This window comes from Stenotrophomonas sp. CASM110, from assembly GCF_049384345.1.
GTDB lineage: Bacteria > Pseudomonadota > Gammaproteobacteria > Xanthomonadales > Xanthomonadaceae > Stenotrophomonas > Stenotrophomonas muris.
This window is the reverse complement of the sequence record NZ_JBMRGI010000003.1, coordinates 114,657-132,663: the sequence shown is the minus strand read 5'-3', so window position 1 is coordinate 132,663 and position 18,007 is coordinate 114,657. Positions and strand designations below refer to the sequence as shown.

The window sequence follows — 18,007 nt, the reverse complement described above, 5'->3', positions numbered from 1 at the left end:
GCGAGGACTGCACATGACACGAAGAATCATCGACCTGGACACCGTCCAGCCCAACGGCAAGCGGGGTGAGACCCAGCGACCGGCATTCACCAAGATCAACGACAACTTCGCCGAGATCTACGCTGGTCTGGACGACGCGCAATCGGCGCTCATGCATCTGGAAGGCCGCATGGCCGGAAGGAACCCGCTCATCAACGGCGACTTCCGGTTCTGGCAGCGCGGTGCAGCGTTCCCTGCATCCACGGGCTCTCGCTACATCGCTGACCGCTGGGCGGTCAATGCCATCGGCACCAGGGTGGCTGCCTCACGCGAGGATGTGCCTCCAGGCGGCGGCCAGGGAGGGCGCCTGCTGGCTGGGTCGCGCCACCTGCTTCGGCTGGAGGTGCAGAGCGTTGCCGGTGCCGGCAACATGGCGCTGGTCCAACAGCGCATCGAGGATGTCCGGACACTGGCCGGGCGCACCGTCACGATCAGTTTCAAGGCGCGCGCCTCGGTGGACGACTTCCGCATCGGCGTGGAGTTGCAGCAGTCCTACGGAACGGGTGGGTCTACCGCGCGCGACAGCATCGGCGCCTCGGTCGTGCTCGATACGCTGTGGCGATGGCACCAGGTCACCGTGGAAGTTCCCGGTCTTGCCGGCAAGACGCTGGGCCCGGACAGCTACCTGCAACTGGGCTTCTGGCTGGACGCAGGTGCCGATTTCGGCGGCCGCGCGTTCGCCGCCGGGCAGAAGAGCGGCAGCGTGCAACTGGCCGAAGTGCAGATCGAAGAAGGCGATAACGCCACCGACTTCGACCGCCGGTCCGAAGCACTGGAGCTGCTGTTGTGCCAGCGCTACTACGAGACGGTGGATGTAAACCGGATCATCGGCATCACCTACACCGCCAACGGCGACACGCGTGCGTGCATCCCGTTCAAGGTGCGCAAACGCTCAGCGCCCAGAATTTCCTCGCCGTCCACCGCGCTGAACCTGGTGGGCTTCGGCAATGCCGGCAACCTGGTCAACTTCGACGGCGGAGCGCCCAGCTGGCAGTCCACGGTTGACGCGGCAGTCATCGCCTCGATGCCGAACAACATGCAGCTCTGGGGCGCGGTGGTGGTGTGGTCGACCACCTCGCAGGTGCTGGTCCAGGCCGATGCGGAGCTCTGAGCCATGACAACCCCCGCTCCGCAGGCGCCAAAGCACGCCTGCTTCACCACCACTGCCTCGCTGCGCCCAGGCCACCACGTCATCGTACCGTGCGGCCAGGAACGGTACCCCGTACCACCCCCTCTTCCCAATGCCGCACAGGAGAACACCCCATGATCACCGCCGATGCCCAGCAGCTTGAGCCGGGTGGCCGCATCACCGTCTATGAACTTGACGCCAGCAGTTTCGGCGCCGACAAGCTCTTCTTCCACGCGCACCTGCAGAGTGGCCTCATCTGGTGGCAGGGCCAGGAATATGGCCCCTGGCCGATCGAGGCCAGCGGCTTCGAGCGCACCAGCGACCAGCCGCCGAACCCGCGCCTGCGCGTAAGCAACATCGATGGCCGCATCACCGCCATGTGCCTGTTGTTCGATGACCTGGTCGGTGCCCGCATCATCCGCCGGCAGACACTGGCCAAGTACCTGGATGCCGCCAACTTCGAGGAAGGCAATCCCAGCGCGGATCCTGGCGAGCACTTCCCTGATGAAGTCTGGTTCATCGAGCGCAAGATCGGTGAGGACAAGCAGATGGTCGAATTCGAGCTGACCACCGCGATCGATCTCAATGGGCAGCAGCTGCCGGGCAGGCAGATCATCGCCGGCATGTGTGGCTGGCTGGTGCGTGGCGGTTATCGCGGCGCGTACTGCGGCTACAACGGTCCAGCGGTGGCCGACAGCGACGACGTCGCTACCGATGATCCGGCGCGTGACCAGTGCGGCGGTCGGGTACGCAGCTGCAAGCTGCGCTTCGGCCAGGACAAGCCGCTGCCCTATGGCGGCTTCCCAGCCGCGGGCCTGTTGCGCTCCTGATCGATCCCCTCCCGAATTCCACTTTCCAGGCCCGCCCGCGCGGGCCTTTTTCATGGGTGAAACATGCAACCGACAACCCTGCAGGCCATCCAGGCGCACGCCGTGGCCGAGTACCCGCGCGAATGCTGCGGGCTGATCGTGGCCATTGAAGGCCACGAACGCTATCTTCCCTGCCGCAACGTGGCCGCCACGCCCAGCGAGCATTTCCGCCTGCCCGCTGAGGACTATGCCGTGGCCGAGGACAAGGGCGAGGTGCTGGCCCTGGTGCACAGCCATCCCGATGCCGCCGCAACGCCGTCCGACGCCGATCGGGTCATGTGCGAGCGCAGCGGGCTGACCTGGCACATCGTCAGCGTCGGCCAGGTAACAGGCGAGGCACCGCTGTGCGGTGATCTGCAGACCCTGCATCCCACGGGCTACATGGCACCGTTGGTCGGTCGCCAGTTCGCCCACGGTGTGCTGGACTGCTACAGCCTGGTCCGCGATTTCCACGCACGCGAACTGGGCATCCCGCTGTCCGAGTACGAACGCCAGGACGACTGGTGGAGCCACGGCCAGGACCTGTACAGCCTTGAACGGCTGCACGCCGAGGGCTTCGACCTGATCGAGGGCGAGCCGCAGCGGGGCGACATGATCCTGATGCAGATCCGCTCGCCGGTCACCAACCACGCGGGCATCTACCTCGGCGACGGGCAGATGCTGCACCACCTGCATGGCCGCCTGTCCGAGACCGTGCCGTACGGCGGCATGTGGGCCGAGCGCACCCGTTGCATCGTCCGCCATCGCGGGGTGCGACATGACTGACCGTCTTCGTACGATCCGCCTGTACGGCAAGCTGGGTGCGCGCTTTGGGCGCAGGTTCCGGCTGGCGGTGAACAGCCCGGCCGAGGCGGTGCATGCGCTGTGCACGATGTTGCCGGGATTCCAGCAGTACCTGATGGGCGCAAAGGCCAAGGGCATGGAGTTTGCCGTGTTCAACGGGCGGCAGAACCTGTCGCGGGATCAGCTGCACGACCCGCCGGGACAGGATGACATCCGTATTGCGCCGGTGCTGGTGGGCAGCAAGCGGGGAGGCATTCTGCAGACGATCATGGGCGTTGTTTTGATTGTTGTTGGCGTCTACATGAACATTGCGGCCGGTGGATCCGGTACCGGATTCATCCAGATGGGTGTGGGCATGGTGGTCGGTGGCGTCGCCCAGATGCTCTCCCCCCAGCCAAAAGGCCTGGGTGCCAAAGACACACCCGAAAACGCGCCCAGCTACAGCATGAACGGCACCGTCAACACGCAGGCGCAAGGCAACCCCGTGCCGGTCGCCTATGGCGGCCATGACACCAAGGGCATGTTCATCGGCTCGGCCGTGATCAGCGGCGGCATCCTGGCGGAGGACCAGTTTTGAATCAGACCACTCATCCCACGCCGCGCACGCGCGGCGCAGCCACGCCAGTGCTGGCGGGTGCCAAGAAGGGCGCGAGCAACGCCCGAACCCCGGTCGAAACCGCCGACAGCCTGCACTCGATGGCGGTGGCCCGCATCATCGACCTCGCCAGCGAGGGCGAGATCCGTGGCCTGGTTGCCGGCAAGCAGTCGATCTACCTGGACCAGGTGCCGATCGAGAATCCGGACGGCACGCTGAACTTCTCCGGCGTGGACGTGCAGACGCGCTCCGGCACCCAGGACCAGGAGCACATCAGCGGCTTCCCCTCCATCGAGAACGAAGTCGGGGTCAACGTCGAGCTGCGCAGCGATGCGCCGGTGGTGCGCACCGTATCGGGTGCCGATCTGTCAGCCGTCCGTATCCGCTTTGCGGTGCCGGCGTTGCAGAAGACCAACACCGAGAACGGTGATACTGAAGGCTACCGGATCATGTACGCGGTGGATCTGTCCACCGACGGCGGCCCGTTCAGCACGGTGCTGACCGATGCCTTCAGTGGCAAGACCACCAGCCAGTACGAGCGCAGCCGCCGCATCGATCTGCCTGCCGGCAGCCAGTGGCAGGTGCGCATCCGCCGGCTGACCGCCAACGCCAACAGCAGCACCATCGCCGATACCATCAACGTGCTGTCGATGACCGAGATCATCGATGCCAAGCTGCGCTATCCGAACTGTGCGTTGGCGGCGGTGCAGGTTGATGCCAGCCAGTTCCAGAACATTCCCACCCGGTCCTACCAGCTGTGGGGCCGCATCGTACGCATCCCCTCCAACTACGATCCGCTCAGCCGTCTCTACAGCGGTGTGTGGGACGGTACCTTCAAGAGTGGCTGGACCAACAATCCGGCCTGGGTGTTCTTCGACATCGTCACCAACGATCGCTTCGGCCTGGGCCATCGTGTTCCGCTGGACTGGGTGGACAAGTGGCGGCTGTACCAGATCGCGCGCTACTGCGATGAACTGGTCAGCGATGGCCAGGGCGGCAAGGAGCCGCGCTTCACCTGCAGCCTGTATCTGCAGACCCGCGCCGAGGCCTATCGCGTGTTGCAGGACATCGCCACCATGTTCCGCGGCATCAGCTTCTATGCGGCGGGGCAGGTGATGGCCTCGGCCGACATGCCCAAGGACCCGGTGCTGACCTACAGCCAGGCCAACGTCATCGAAGGGCGTTTCCACTATGCTGGCAGCAGCCGCACGGCGCGGCACACGGTGGCCCTGGTGTCGTGGATCGATCCGGACGACTTCGGTCGGCAGAAGGTCGAAGTGGTCCAGCACCTGCCCGGCGTGGCCCGCTACGGCATCAACCAGACCGAAGTAACGGCGGTGGGCTGCCACTCGCGTTCGCAGGCGCAGCGCGTGGGCAACCATATCCTGCATACCGAGATGCTGGAAACCGAGACGATCAGCTTCTCGGTGGGCCTGGATGCGCTGGGCTGCATGCCCGGTGATGTGATCCAGGTGGCCGACCCGAACCGCGCCGGCCGCCGCAATGCGGGCCGCATCCGCAGTGCAGGTGCGCGCAGCCTGGTGCTGGACCGGATGCCGGAACAGATCGCGGCCGGTGACACCCTGCGTGCCACCCTGCCCAGCGGGCAGACCGAAGCACGCACGGTGCAGTCGGTGGACGGCGAGACGGTGACCGTCAGCGCGCCCTGGTCGGCGGTGCCGGTGGCGCAGTCGGTCTGGGCATTGGAATCGCCGGAGCTGGCCCTGCAGCACTATCGCGTGCTGTCGATCAGCGAAGGCGAGGACCTGACCTATCAGATCACCGCGCTCAAGCACGTGCCGGGCAAGTACGCCGCCATCGACGACGGCACGCGCCTGGAGCAGCCGCCGATCAGCATCATCCCGCCCAGCGTGCAGCCGGCACCGGCCAACGTGCGGATGGCCTCGCATGTGGTGGTCGACCAGGGCATCGCTACCTCCGTGCTCACGATCGAGTGGGATGCTGCAGACAAGGCGATCGGTTATGACGTGGAATGGCGCCGTGGCGATCTCAACTGGGTCCGCGCTGGTCGCGTCGGGACGCAAAGCCTGGAAGTGCGGGGCGTCTACGCAGGCGAGTATCTGGCCCGCGTACGCGCGGTCAATGCGCTGGGCGCGGTGTCGCAGCCGACGCTCAGCGCGCTCACCACCATTGAAGGCAAGACGACGCCGCCACCGGCATTGACCTCGCTGACCGCGCGCAGCAGGGTGTTCGGCATCGAGCTGGGCTGGCAATTCCCGGCAGGCGCCACGGATACCGAACGCACGGAGCTCTGGTACAGCACCAGCCCGGATCGCGCAGCGGCCATCAAGCTTGGCGACTTCGCCTATCCACAGTCGCGGCACCAGATGAACGGTCTCGCGGCGGGCGCACGCTTCTGGTTCTGGGGGCGCCTGGTCGATCGCAGCGGCAACGTGGGTCCGTGGCATCCGGTGGAGATGGGTGTTCTGGGCGAGTCCAGCAGCAACCCATCGGACTACGACGCCTATTTCGCCGGCCGCATCAACGAAAGCGCGCTGGGCCAACAGTTGAAGGGCAAGATCGAGCGCGTCACCGAAGTGCTGCCGCTGGTCTGGGATGCCGAGGCAACCTACAGCCCAGGGCAGACCGTCATCCACGACGGCAGGATCTGGAGCTGGCAGGGCGCCGCTGCAGGCAACGAGACGCCGCCGGGCAGCCACTGGAAGAACATCGGCGTCGCGATCGCCGAGGCGGGTGCCATCGTCGGCCGTGTCGACCAGCTGGAAATGGACGTGACCGACGTCGATGGCAAGGTGGCTGCGCAGGGGCAGAAGGTCGACGGCCTGTTCGCCCAGGTCAGCGACCACACTGCCGGCGAGGAGGACTACAACGTCGGCGAGAACGATGTCAGCGCCGGTGCCATCACCGTCTACAGCGTGATGGCCGAGAAGGACGCGGCACTGGCTAAGCGCGTGGACACGGTCGAAGCGTCCATCGAAGGTGTTCCAGGCAAGATCGAGGGCGTCAGCGCCGCGGTCCAGCAGGTCTCGCAGGCCGTGGTCAACCTGGATGGCAAGGTCAGCGCGACCTATACGGTCAAGGCGCAGATCACCAGCGCCGGGCAGATCTACATGGCCGGCATGGGTCTGGGCGTGGAGCAGCAGCCAGATGGCAGCTATCAGAGCCAGATCCTGATGCAGGCTGATCGCTTCGCGCTGATCAACACCAACAGCGGGCAGGTCAGTGCGCCCTTCGTGGTGCAGGGCGGGCAGACCTTCATCAGCCAGGCACTGATCGGCAACGGCTGGATCCAGAACGCCATGATCGGCGACGTGATCCAGTCCAATGCGGTGGGTGCCGGCGGGCAACCGCGATGGAGGCTCGACAAGAACGGCACGCTGACGATGAACGGCCCCGAGAACGGCGGCCGCCTGACCATCAATGACAGTGTCATCCACGTTTACGACAGCAACGGCCGCGTCCGCGTCCGCATGGGGATCTGGTAATGGCAACAGGTATGCAGATATTCGGCCCGGATGGGCAGATGTGGTTCGACACCAATGATCGTGCCGGCAAGATCATGGGCACTCTCTCGGTCGTTGGGAGCTCGTCCAGCAGCGTGGGCCTGGCCGGCCTGGGTGAGCCATTTGCCATCCTGCCCAGCCCTGGCTCCGACAGTTGGCAGGACCAGAATGGCAATCAGTTTTCCGCGCCTGCGCTGGGGTACATGTCGTTTGTCGACGGCGGCAATACATTGCGGATGCAGTTCACGTTCTCGCCGATTGCCAACCCGACTGCTTCCATCTACTACGGAGTCTTCTGATGTCTGTTGGTCTTGAAGTCACCAATGACAGCGGCGTTCCGGTTCTTGTGAACGCACATTCCTTCGTCTTCTTCTCGATAGCCAAGGGCACGCAGTCCATTGCAAGCAATACGTCCGCCTATGGCGCGAGCGGGTTTGTAAGCCTTCCCGCACAGAGCGTGCCGTACCTGGTGTTCATCCGCTGCAATGGCGGATCCGCACAGGTGATGTCAGCGCTGAATGGCTTTTACTGGAGCATGGGGCAAGGGACCACCAGCTTCGAGTGGTGGGCATGGGGGCGGGCGGTCAACAGTGGAAGTACAGGCATGCAGGTCTACAACGCCGACGGATCCATCCAGTGGGATATGTCAAACCGTCCACTGCGCATCGCTGGTTTGGTCGATAAATCGGGTGGAAGTGTTCCAGGCTTTACCGAGATGTCCACCGACAATGTGAGGCAAGGGCCACTGTTCAACGGTCCTGGTGAGAATCTCGCCTATCTGATGTCCGACATTGGACTGTGCCATGACATCTACGCCTACTACGGAAGTGGCCCGACCATTCGCGGCAACATGCGCTATCAGCCGTACATCAATACTCCAAATGCTTCGCAGGTGCGATTGAACTACTGCAGGCGTAGAGAGAACCGTCAACGTTCGTTGAGCGGCGCGTCCTACCAGAGTTTCACGGGGCAGTTGCCGAACTTCCTGATTGCCGCACACACCTACTAGCCTGAATCAGGCCCGTGCAGGCGGCCATTTGAGCCGCCTGGGCCTAGACTGCGCCCCTCCTACGCTCCTCGACGACGCACTGCAGTGATCACGCCACCCTGACCCTTGCCGCACATCGGCAGCCGGCCCGCCCGGCTCAGGATGGTCGGCCTGCTCGAATCGATGATGACCCTGCAGATCGTCGAGGACATCACCGAGACGCCCAGCGAGCGCAACCGCGAATGCGTCGGCCAGGGCGTGGCGAATACGGTCACCGGTTTCCTCGGCGGCATGGCCGGCTGCGCGATGATCGGCCAGTCGGTCATCAACGTGACGTCCGGTGGCCGTGGCCGCCTGTCCTGCCTGGTGGCCGGCGTGCTGCTGCTGGTGCTGGTGGTGTACGGCAGCGACCTGGTGCGGCAGATCCCGATGGCCGCTCTGGTGGCGGTGATGATCATGGTCAGCATCGGCACCTTCAGCTGGCGCTCGCTGCGCGACCTGCGCACGCATCCGCGCAGTTCCTCGGCCGTGATGCTGCTGACCGTGGTGGTCACCGTGGCCACCCACGACCTGGCCAAGGGCGTGCTCAGTGGCGTGCTGTTGTCGGCGCTGTTCTTCGCGCGCAAGGTTGGCCGCATGCTGGATGTGCAGCGCGAGGATGTCGCAGACACGTAGATCTACCGCGTACGCGGGCAGGTGTTCTTCGCGTCCGCCGGCCAGCTGGGCGCCGCGTTCGACTACCAGCATGTGGCGCCGAAGGTGCAGATCGACCTGCGTGATGCCCATCTGTGGGATCTGACGGCGGTGGCCGCGCTGGAACGCGCGCACGAAAAGCTGGCCGCGCATGGGGCGGGGGTGACGGTGGTGGGCCTGAATGCGGCCAGCCAGACGTTGATCGAACAGGTAGGCGGGCGCGGAGGCGGGCATTGAGGTTCCAGCGTCCGCGTCTGAGACGACGTGCACGCATTCTGAATCCAGTCAGGCACCTGAAACCGGCGCCGTCGTAGCATTGCCCGCGTGATGGGGCCGATGGACGGCCCCTCCTTGCCGGCACCCGCTGGCGACACGCAAGGGAGAAACTGGCAATGCAGGCATTGGGCGCGCTTGGGCGCAGCGAACGGGTCGGCGTCGGCCATGGGTATTGGAAGGTGCTGGCCCTGTGCCTGGCGCTCACCGCATGCCAGGCGCCTGCTTCCCAGGCATCGACCGAAACGGCGGCCCCCGCGTCGATTGCTGCGGCATCGCCGACAGCCCCTTCCGGCCCGGCATCGGCAGATTCCCTCCACTACCCGGATGCGTCCTATACCGACGGTCGCCTGCGCCCAGCCTATGGCTGGTGTGTGGATGGGGTGGAAGATGCAGGCAAGCTCCAGGCCTGCGGCAAGGACGAACTCGCCTACCAGGAAGGGCGTCTCGAAGCGGCGGCCAGCAAGGCGCTGGCCGGACTCGACGGCGCTGCCCGGACGGCATTCCAGGCCACCCAGGCGAGCTGGCGCAGCGATACAGACCGTTATTGCCGCGTTGTTCCCAACGGCAGCGTGCAGCAGCTGCAGGGCGCGCAGGAATGCCGCCTGTACCGTGTTGCCAACCGTGCCGACCAGCTGCTGGCGCAGAGCGCGCCGCCGGATACCTCGTATACCCAGGCAGCGCTGCGTCCGGAATACACCCGTTGCGTGCAGGACGCCCGCGGCATGGACGACCAGTTGGAAGCCTGCGATACGGCCGAGCTCGCCCATCACAAGGCGCTGCTGGAAGCACAGGTCGCGCGACTGATGGACGGCCCCGACGGCCCGGGCAAGGACCGCTGGATGGACGAGCAGGCCAACTGGGCTGCAGACACGGACAAACACTGCAGCCAGGCCACTGACAGCGTGGGCCCGGCGTTGGATGCACAGTCGTGCCTCATCAATCGTTACGCCAACCGTGCGGTGGAACTGCAGAAGGGCGTGTTGGCGCGATGATGAGCCTCGATGGCGGCATTGCAGGGGGCCTCGACGCCGATCCGAAAGCCCGTCTGCTGGCAGGGCAGCGGAATTGACTGCGGTCAAGCCTTCAAGATGTCCTTGAAACGGCAGTTTCGTTGAGATTCGTGAGCATTGGGCATCATGTGAGCGACCTCAACATACGAATTCGCGAACGCGATCGCGAGGACGTTGCGCCGTGCAGATTGCAGTTGGGACAAGATGCACACATTCTGAATCCAGTCAGGCATCTGAAATCCACGCTGGCGTAGCATGCAATTCCCGATGGGGCCGATGGACGGCCCCGCGTTGACGGGCCACGTGCCTGGATGCCAAGGAGATGCAAGCAATGCAGGGAACAAACCACCTTCCAGCGGCCCCCCGCGAAACGTTCGGCAGGGCCGGGGCCATCGCGCTTGCGCTGGCCCTGGGCCTCAGCCTGGCAGCATGCCAGGCCAAGAGCCCGGAGGCGGATACGGCAGTTGCCCCCGCGGCCGCCGCGCCCGCCACCGCATCGCCGCCCGCCACTGCAGAGCCTGCACGCGCCGCACCTGCCACGACAGCGGCCGATGCCGATGATCAGGACATGCCGCCGCAGCGCCCGGATGATTCCTACAACAAAGCCACGCTGCGGCCGCAGTACGCCACGTGCGTGAACTCCAGCGGCGGCGAGACCCCCGCACTGCAGGCGTGTGGCGATGAGGAGCTTGCCTGGCAGGAGCAGCGACTCGAGCAGGCCTTCATGAAGATCGTCGACGGTCCCGATGGCAAGGACAAGGATAGGCTGATGGACGAGCAGGCCGCCTACATGTCCGATACCAATCGCTACTGCAGCTGGAACCCTGCCGAAGACGGGCAGGGGCAGATGCTGGACGCGCAGTCCTGCCGGATCAATCGCACCGCCAACCGTGCCGACGTGCTGCAGGCACTGACCTCGAAGTAATTCCCCCGCAAAGGAGTGCAGGAAAATGGATGTTGTGACCCAGGCAAAGCAGGCAATGGACAACTGGCATCGCGGCCAGACGTCGGCGCATTTCGAAACCGGAGGTCGCGGCCCCGGCCACGTTTCCACCGGCAGGGGCGACCATGGCGGCGTGTCGTATGGCAGTTACCAGTACGCCACCAACGTTGGCGGCGTGGATGAGTACGTCGCCGCCTCGCGCTATGGCAACCGCTTCAACGGCCTGCAGGCAGGAACCCCGGCCTTCACCGAACGCTGGAAGGAAGTGGCGGCCGCCGATCCGGCAGGGTTTGCCAGGGACCAGCACGACTTCATCCAGCACAAGTACTACGACGTGCAGATGGGCCGCCTGAAGGATGTGGGCATCGATCTCTCCGGCCGTGGTGCGGCCGTGCAGGATGCGCTGTGGAGCACCTCGGTGCAGTACCGCGGCATGACCCGGTCGGTGTTCCAGAAGGGCCTGCAGCAGGCCTATGGCGAAGACTTCAAGCTGACTGAGCTGAGTGACGAGCAGATCGTCCGCGCGGTGCAGGACTACAAGCACGCCAATGTGCAGGTGCACTTCCAGAGCTCGCCCACCCTGTGGGATTCGCTGCGTGATCGTGCGCTCACCGAGAAGACCGCACTGGTCGGGCTGGCGCGCTACGACCAGGTCAACCACAACCCCGAGGCTTACCGGGGCAAGGATTACCAGCAGGTGTTCGGTGAACCTGAGCCCGGCCAGCGCGGCCAGCGCGGCCAGCGTGCGGCGGCATCGGCGATGGCCGACGGCGTGCTGGCACCCGGCGAGCGTGGTACCGAGGTCCAGGCCCTGCAGGCCAAGCTGATCCAGGCCGGCCATAGCGGTCGCAACGGGCAACCGCTGACAGCCGATAGCCACTACGGTGCCAATACCGAGCATGCAGTGCGCGAGTTCCAGCAGGCGCATGGGCTGACCGTCGATGGCAAGGCCGGCCGGCAGACCCTGCAGGCCCTGGATACGGCGGTACGCGAGCACACGCCGGCGCAGCCTGTGGCACCGGCCACGCCTGCACCGGTCACTCCTGCTGCGGCACCCGCACCCGCGACTGCGCGGGAAGCCGATGCCGCCGCCGCGCCCGGTGGCCAGCGCATCGTCGTGGTCGAACCCTTTGGCAACGGCAGCAGCAACCGCACACTGCGCCATGGCACCAGTGGCGAGGATGCCTATCGCGAACTGAAGATCCATCACCCCAACACCAATGCCGAGGCCGTGCGCACCGGCAATGCCGCCAAGGCTGACCGCCCGTCGGCCATGGTCGAGGGCGAACTGGAAACGGTACGGACCCGCGGTGATCGCAACGGCATCCCGCTGGTGCACAAGGATCTGATCCTGAGCAATGCGCGCGGCGATCGGGAGGTGATGATTCCCAATCCGGTCGCCGGGTATGTCCAGGTCAACAATGACAAGTGGAATTCGATCAGCATCTGGAGCCATCCGGCCGGGCATCCGCAGCGCGAACTGGTCGGGCAGGTGCTGCACGGTGCGCGTGGAACCACCCCTTACAAGACCGGTGATTTCGTCGAGTACGGTGCGCCGTTGATCCGCCAGTCCGATGCCGGTACCCCGGGTGCCGTGCACGCGCATATCGAGCTCGAGCCCGATCAGTACCGCAGGTTCCTGGGTGACATGCTCAACGACCGCATCACCCTGGGCGGCAAGGTCCACGCGCAGGGCCCCGAGGCCGCGCAGGCCGCACGCAGTGCACAGCAGGCGCCGATGGCCGATGGCGTGCTGAAGCAGGGCGAGCGCGGCGATGAGGTCAAGGCCCTGCAGGGCAAGCTGGCGGCGCTGGGCTACGCCGGGGCCGACGGCAAGCCGCTGCACGCCGATGGCGTGTATGGCAAGGACACCTTTGCAGCGGTCAAGCAGTTCCAGGCCAACAATGGCCTGGACGACGATGGCAAGGCCGGCCGCAGGACCCTGGCGCAGGTCGATGCCCCCAACGCGGTGAAGGCCGGTATCGCGCCGGCGGCACCGGCCCAGGCCGAACCTGCAGCGCCGGCCAGCATGCGCGACGCCGGGCATGCCGACAACGCGCGCTTCGGCCAGGCTTTGGAGAAGCTGCAGGCGCTCGAACAGCAGCGCGCCCAGGCCGGCCTGAAGCCGCTGTTCGCCAACCCGCAGGAAGCCGAACGAGCGGCTGGCCAGCTGGCCTACGAAAGCAAGGTGTCCGGCATGCGCCAGATCGACCATGTCGTGGCCCGCCCGGACGGCACCGGCCTGTTCGCGGTGCAGGGCGAGCTGGGTGACCCGGCAGCGCAGCGGACCTTCGTCGACCGCCAGCAGGCGGTGTCGCACTCGGTCGAGGCCAGCAGCCGGCAGAGCGAAGCGCTGGACAGTCAGTTCAACCAGCGTGCGCAGGAACAGCAGCAGGAACAGGTTCGCAACCGCGGGTTGTAAGCCACGCGGTGTCCCCGGGGCCGGTCGAGCGGCCAGCCCCGGAGCCACCCGCCGCCATTCAGCCGTCCGGTGTAAACTATTGATCTCACTGGCAATGCCAGTCTCCACGATCAACACCCCGATGACGTCCGCCACCGCCCGTTACGCCGATTCCCTGCGCCTGTCCGTTGCCCCCATGATGGATGGGGCGGATTTCCTCTAAAATCAATTGGTTGCTTTGGGTGTGGTGCGGTAGTGGTACGGTCAGTTTTATCCACAGGCTTGTCGTGAGGCGAAGGCCGTTCCGAGCCAATATGATGGTCTCTCGCAAAGGGGGACCTATGAACCTGCCATCCAGCCAAGCAAGACGAAACTTCGAAGAGATCAGGCGGTTGACCGACCAGGGCGTTGAGTTCTGGTTTGCCCGCGAGCTTGGCGAAGTCTTGGGGTACGCCTCGTACCGTGACTTTGCCGTAGTCGTTGAGCGAGCAAAGATTTCCTGTAGGAACAGTGGGTTGGATGACCAGGACCATTTTGCGGATTCGCGCAAAATGGTCCCCATCGGCTCCGGAGCTGAACGGTCAATTGGTGACGTGCGTCTCAGTCGCTACGCCTGCTACTTGGTCGTCCAGAACGCAGATCCCGCCAAGCCGATCGTCGCGGCTGGTCAAACCTATTTTGCTGTTCAAGCTCGTCGTCAGGAGATATCAGACGACCAGAGGTTCGAACAGCTCACGGAGGATGATCGTCGCTTGATGCTTCGCAATGAGATGAGCCACCACAACAAAGGGTTGGTGGCTGCTGCGAAGAAAGCGGGCGTCGAAACTGGTCTCGACTATGCGATCTTCCAGGATCATGGCTACAAGGGCCTGTATGGTGGCCTGAGCGCCAAGGATATCCATCAGCGCAAGGGATTGAAGAAGAGCCAGAAGATCCTCGACCACATGGGTAGCACGGAGCTCGCGGCGAATCTCTTTAGAGCAACACAGGCGGAAGAGAAGATCCGCCGAGACAACATCAATGGGAAGGTAAACGCCAACCAAGCTCACTTCGAAGTTGGTCGCACGGTGCGGCGCACGATCAAAGAGCTGGGAGGCACCATGCCCGAGAGCCTCCCGTGCCCAGAGAAGAGCATTCCCCAGCTTGAGCGTGAGAAAGCAAAGCGCCTCAAGAAGGAGTAGTTTGCTTGTTGGGGCGCGTGCCAACAGCGTAGGCCTTAATGGCCTACGCGTTGCGCGTCCCACCACGAGGCCACGTCTCGAACATCGAGAACCCCATTGATCGGCCTGGGTGCGTCGCCCCTGGCGATCCAGTTCTGCAGGGTCTTCATGGTCATCTTCGGAAAGAACTCCTCGCGGAATTTCTCCACAGTCATCGTGGGGCCGTACTGCCCGTAGAGCAGCCAGAAGGTCGAGTGTTCAGCTGCGGCCATGCGGGCCTCCTTCTTTCGGTAGCCGGCCGTCCTTCCAATGGCCGTTCTCGTTGTAGCGGATGTGCTGGTAGCGGCCGGTCAGCCGGTGGCGTCGTTCCGTCGGCCAGCTCAGCCAGTTGCGCGCGGTGATGCGCCAGACAAGGCGGTCAATCCATGCCATTGGTCCAGCCCTCCACCTTCTTCCAGCGCGGATTGGTCAGGCCGTCGTGGTAATGCTGTAGGGGCATCGTTCCCACCTCGGTGTCCACCGCGAGCAGCTGACCAGTGATGCGTTCGGTCACCACCAGGACGCGCTCGATCGCGCCGTCAATTTCCTCGCAAGTGAATCTGTACCAGCCCGGTTCCGTCGGCACTTGGTCCATCCACGGCTGCGGAGACGACAGGACCGGCGGCGGCGCTGCAGCCGGTTGTGCGCCGAGCAGGGCCGGCAGCATGACGTGGCGCGTGCCGACGATTTCGAACCCAGCATCGAAGCCGGCGCCGGCTTCAACGTCCACGATGGCGCCCTCCTGCTTGAGCAGCAGCTTCTCCAGCGCCTTGACTGCGGTCCGCACGTACTTTGGCACCGCTTCGGCGCGCTTGTAGCTGTCCACGAGGCGCGCCTTTGCCTCGGCGCTGGGCTCAGGCATCGGCCCGAGACCTCTGAGCGTTTCGACCATCTCCTGCGGCGTCTGGCCGACTTCGCCGCGGACCCATGCCAACAGCCTGCGGAGGTGGTTGGTTTGGGCCTGCGTGAGGTTCGGCTTCAACTGACTTGACGATTCCCGTGCCGATTGATTCCCGGTCATACCCATGGCTCGCCCCCTTGGATCAGGCTGGTGGTGTCGACGTACGCCCAGCGCACAACGTCACCGGCGGTTTCGTGCTGCCATTCATGGGATCCATCGGTCCTACGCCAGAACGTCGCCATGTCGATGGCCTGCCAACCCTCTGGCTCGCCGGCAAGAGTTGCGTATTCGCTACCTGCAGCAGTGGCCACGTGAGCGAAAACCCGGTCGCCTGACCGCTCCGGAAGCCTCTCCGCGGCAAAGAACCAGGTGAGTCCACCGGAAGCCGGTGCGAGCTCTACTGCCGGACTTGCCTCCTGGGCCGCACTGATCGCCCCCTCAATGGCCTCCGCTGCGCGGATGTACGCGGATCGGCTCGCTGGCCACGCCGCGCTTGCCAGCGAACGAAGACGGGTGGCCACCGCAAGAACGGCCCGGTGCGAGATGAATCCCTCCATGGACGCGACGGCGACCATGCCGGCCTTCAGGCGCTCCCACTCAACGCGCTGGACGCGGACGCAATCCAACGGCGTTGGGTTGCCACTATGGAATCGAGCCTCAATCGCGCCGGCCGCGAGCAGCAATTCGGTTTCAGCGTCAGTGCCCATCAGACAGCCTCCGGTCGTGTTTCCAGCGTTCGATTCCACCCCGGGTAATGGCGCAGCCAGCGTGCCTGCCGGAGACCCTCGTCACTGTCCCAGCAGCCATGGCCGTCGACCATCTCGGGGTACGGACGATCCTTGAACCAACACCAGTGCCCGTCGCTGTCCATCGCTCGGAAGTTGTAACCGTTCGGGGCTTCGGCCCAGCTGGGCGGCGCCGGGTTCGGCGCGTCGCCACCGATGCCATGCGCCCGCTCTGCGGCGCGGACCGCCCAGGTGCCGTAGTCCTCCAGCGTCCAGCCGTCCTGCATCATCGGAAGTAGATCGGTCACGGCGGTGGCCGGCAGCGGCGCGCGCTGAAGCGCCGCGATAGTCTGTGCCGCCCGCTCGATCAGTTCGGCACTGATGCGGTCGGTGATCGTGCCACCAGGCCGGCGGAGGGTGGCCGCAGCCGAGCGAAGTTCGGCCAGCTGTCCGTGGATCGTTGATGAATTCATGCAACCCTCCTTGTGCAGTTCACGGCAGTGATGGCGGCAAGCACCCTCAGCTTGTCCTTGTGGATGAACTCGCCAAGCTCCATTGCGGCGAGGTAGTAGACGTACAGCCCCTTGGACCCTCGATCCTGCACATACCGCACTACCTGCCGGCCATGCAGATCGAGGACGTAGATGCCGTCGTAGCGCCACTCAGTGCGTGACAGATCGGCAAGCAGTACATCGCCCTTCTCGAAGCGAGGTGCGTTGAGGTTGTCCTGTACCAGGATGTGGGCGAAGCCACCGGCCGGCGGCGGAAATGCCACCGACGTGTGTGTCTGGAGTCCAACCGCAGCGGCCTCGCAAGTCGTCATTGCGCTCATGATTTCGCTCCCTGCTCTTTCATGGTCCGCAGCCGCTTAAGCAGCAGGTGATAGGTCCAGTCGTCGCACTTGCGGATGTGCTTCCATGCCTTACGGCGCGCCGTCGCTGGCGTAATCGGCTTGCCAGCTTTCGCGGCCTGGGCGGTGAAATCGTCGGCCGCAATCTGCACTGCGGCAGTCAGTTCGGCGACCGCCTTGCGTTCCTCCGCCTCCCTCTTCCGCTTCAACTCGCGCTCGCGTGCCCTTGCATGTCGTGCCTGCGAGGCCTCGTTGTAGCGGCGGCCGTCCCTCTTCTTCGCCGCTTCGAGTTCGCGTGCTGGCAATGCCAGCGGAAGCATCTCGGTTGTGTCGTCGCACGCCGTCGCGAACCAGTGAACTCCCCGCCGGAAGTGGTAGATGGCTTCGCCGAACATGCAATAGGGGTGATCAGGATTCGGATCATCCGGCGTCCAGCCAAGCTCCCGGGCCCTGGTAATCAGGCCAGGAGCAGCAACCTCTTCCACCACAACCTGTCCAGCGTCGTCGTGGTAGCAGAGACGGAACGTTTCGTCCTGATGCTCCGCCAGCCAGACGATTCCGGGGAGCATGTAGGAGACGAGGTCGCGGCCGGTCAGCCCACGGGCGAGAAGCCGATCGATCGGGTTCTCGGCCGCGCTCACAGGACCCCCTCCGCCACCTTGCACAGTGCGACGGCGCGCTCGTGCGTCATGCTGACGGCTGCTGCAATGCCTCGCGGAAACTCCTCGTTGCCAAGCGGACCGTTCTCAATCACGAACTGCAGCAGGTCCCGCATGTCAGCCACGCCCACGTACAACTCGTGAAGCGCCTTGGTTAAGGCTTCGCGGCTCTCGCGGTCATGGGTACTGGTCGCTGTCCGGCTCACGGCCCCACCCCCACCGCAGCGGCGGCCTTGTCGAGAATCTCGCCGATATGCACGACCGCCAGTGCTGCGTGGTCGGCAATGACGTTCACCGATGACGACTGCACGTCGCTCAGGTCGCCCTCGCACAGAATGTCGGTGTACGCGGTCAATTTCCGTAGGTGCAGCCTGATGAGATTCATCTGCCCAGCGTCGAGGGACACTACGGGGCTGCCCGGGGATACACTATTGTTGGCCATGTCTGCTTCCTTGATCTCGT

At 64.8% G+C, this 18,007-nt stretch carries 20 protein-coding genes and 1 pseudogene; 12 read left to right on the top strand and 9 right to left on the bottom strand.

The genetic code is table 11. The features are described 5' to 3' along the window. The first annotated feature begins 13 nt into the window (after positions 1 to 13). From VG561_RS03340 to dinD, 12 genes and pseudogenes are all read left to right on the top strand, one after another. On the top strand, positions 14 to 1,150 hold the full coding sequence (locus tag VG561_RS03340; protein WP_262093338.1) for a hypothetical protein: 1,137 nt from the start codon (positions 14 to 16) through the stop codon (positions 1,148 to 1,150). A 152-nt stretch (positions 1,151 to 1,302) separates the two neighbouring features. Next, positions 1,303 to 1,998, top strand: coding sequence for a phage minor tail protein L (locus tag VG561_RS03335; RefSeq protein WP_014645608.1), 696 nt, complete (start codon positions 1,303 to 1,305; stop codon positions 1,996 to 1,998). 63 nt (positions 1,999 to 2,061) lie between these two features. After that, complete coding sequence (locus VG561_RS03330; protein ID WP_032956266.1) at positions 2,062 to 2,802, top strand: C40 family peptidase; 741 nt, start codon at positions 2,062 to 2,064, stop codon at positions 2,800 to 2,802. After that, complete coding sequence (locus VG561_RS03325; RefSeq protein ID WP_049441827.1) at positions 2,795 to 3,397, top strand: tail assembly protein; 603 nt, start codon at positions 2,795 to 2,797, stop codon at positions 3,395 to 3,397. The genes VG561_RS03330 and VG561_RS03325 overlap by 8 nt, the downstream gene beginning before the upstream one ends. Further along, entirely contained in the window at positions 3,394 to 6,882 is a 3,489-nt protein-coding gene (locus tag VG561_RS03320; protein ID WP_423179372.1) for a host specificity protein J, read from the top strand. Before VG561_RS03325 ends, VG561_RS03320 begins: the two co-directional genes overlap by 4 nt. A gap of 38 nt (positions 6,883 to 6,920) precedes the next feature. After that, a complete protein-coding gene (locus VG561_RS03315) occupies positions 6,921 to 7,199 on the top strand; it encodes a hypothetical protein (protein ID WP_227863853.1) in 279 nt (92 codons plus the stop codon). Next, positions 7,199 to 7,909, top strand: a complete 711-nt coding sequence (locus tag VG561_RS03310) for a hypothetical protein (RefSeq protein ID WP_041862971.1) — start codon at positions 7,199 to 7,201, stop codon at positions 7,907 to 7,909. Before VG561_RS03315 ends, VG561_RS03310 begins: the two co-directional genes overlap by 1 nt. 129 nt (positions 7,910 to 8,038) lie before the next feature. Beyond that, positions 8,039 to 8,818 (top strand): annotated as a pseudogene (locus VG561_RS03305) (SulP family inorganic anion transporter); the annotation flags it as partial. A 155-nt stretch (positions 8,819 to 8,973) separates the two neighbouring features. After that, a complete protein-coding gene (locus tag VG561_RS03300; protein ID WP_423179371.1) occupies positions 8,974 to 9,849 on the top strand; it encodes a lysozyme inhibitor LprI family protein in 876 nt (291 codons plus the stop codon). Between the two features lie 586 nt (positions 9,850 to 10,435). After that, on the top strand, positions 10,436 to 10,792 hold the full coding sequence (locus VG561_RS03295; protein ID WP_065428057.1) for a lysozyme inhibitor LprI family protein: 357 nt from the start codon (positions 10,436 to 10,438) through the stop codon (positions 10,790 to 10,792). Positions 10,793 to 10,817: 25 nt separating this feature from the next. Further along, on the top strand, positions 10,818 to 13,232 hold the full coding sequence (locus VG561_RS03290) for a peptidoglycan-binding protein (protein ID WP_180835345.1): 2,415 nt from the start codon (positions 10,818 to 10,820) through the stop codon (positions 13,230 to 13,232). A 326-nt stretch (positions 13,233 to 13,558) separates the two neighbouring features. After that, on the top strand, positions 13,559 to 14,392 hold the full coding sequence (gene dinD / locus VG561_RS03285; protein WP_345785296.1) for a DNA damage-inducible protein D: 834 nt from the start codon (positions 13,559 to 13,561) through the stop codon (positions 14,390 to 14,392). A 35-nt stretch (positions 14,393 to 14,427) separates the two neighbouring features. On the opposite strand, the gene VG561_RS03280 is transcribed toward dinD, so the two are convergent. The 9 genes from VG561_RS03280 to VG561_RS03240 form a co-directional block, all read right to left on the bottom strand. Further along, entirely contained in the window at positions 14,428 to 14,643 is a 216-nt protein-coding gene (locus VG561_RS03280; RefSeq protein ID WP_322546766.1) for a hypothetical protein, read from the bottom strand. Then, positions 14,630 to 14,803, bottom strand: a complete 174-nt coding sequence (locus tag VG561_RS03275; protein WP_322546767.1) for a hypothetical protein — start codon at positions 14,801 to 14,803, stop codon at positions 14,630 to 14,632. Before VG561_RS03275 ends, VG561_RS03280 begins: the two co-directional genes overlap by 14 nt. Then, positions 14,790 to 15,392, bottom strand: a complete 603-nt coding sequence (locus VG561_RS03270; protein ID WP_322546768.1) for a hypothetical protein — start codon at positions 15,390 to 15,392, stop codon at positions 14,790 to 14,792. Before VG561_RS03270 ends, VG561_RS03275 begins: the two co-directional genes overlap by 14 nt. A 35-nt stretch (positions 15,393 to 15,427) precedes the next feature. Further along, positions 15,428 to 16,018, bottom strand: a complete 591-nt coding sequence (locus tag VG561_RS03265; RefSeq protein WP_322546769.1) for a hypothetical protein — start codon at positions 16,016 to 16,018, stop codon at positions 15,428 to 15,430. Beyond that, complete coding sequence (locus VG561_RS03260) at positions 16,018 to 16,509, bottom strand: hypothetical protein (protein WP_322546770.1); 492 nt, start codon at positions 16,507 to 16,509, stop codon at positions 16,018 to 16,020. The genes VG561_RS03265 and VG561_RS03260 overlap by 1 nt, the downstream gene beginning before the upstream one ends. Next, a complete protein-coding gene (locus tag VG561_RS03255) occupies positions 16,506 to 16,868 on the bottom strand; it encodes a hypothetical protein (protein ID WP_171427820.1) in 363 nt (120 codons plus the stop codon). Before VG561_RS03255 ends, VG561_RS03260 begins: the two co-directional genes overlap by 4 nt. Continuing rightward, on the bottom strand, positions 16,865 to 17,527 hold the full coding sequence (locus VG561_RS03250) for a hypothetical protein (RefSeq protein WP_322546771.1): 663 nt from the start codon (positions 17,525 to 17,527) through the stop codon (positions 16,865 to 16,867). Before VG561_RS03250 ends, VG561_RS03255 begins: the two co-directional genes overlap by 4 nt. After that, on the bottom strand, positions 17,524 to 17,676 hold the full coding sequence (locus VG561_RS03245) for a hypothetical protein (RefSeq protein ID WP_322546772.1): 153 nt from the start codon (positions 17,674 to 17,676) through the stop codon (positions 17,524 to 17,526). The genes VG561_RS03250 and VG561_RS03245 overlap by 4 nt, the downstream gene beginning before the upstream one ends. Before the next feature lie 71 nt (positions 17,677 to 17,747). Next, positions 17,748 to 17,987 carry a hypothetical protein gene (locus tag VG561_RS03240; protein ID WP_322546773.1) on the bottom strand — a complete coding sequence of 80 codons (240 nt, stop codon included), beginning with the start codon at positions 17,985 to 17,987 and terminating at the stop codon, positions 17,748 to 17,750. Between the last annotated feature and the right edge of the window lie 20 nt (positions 17,988 to 18,007).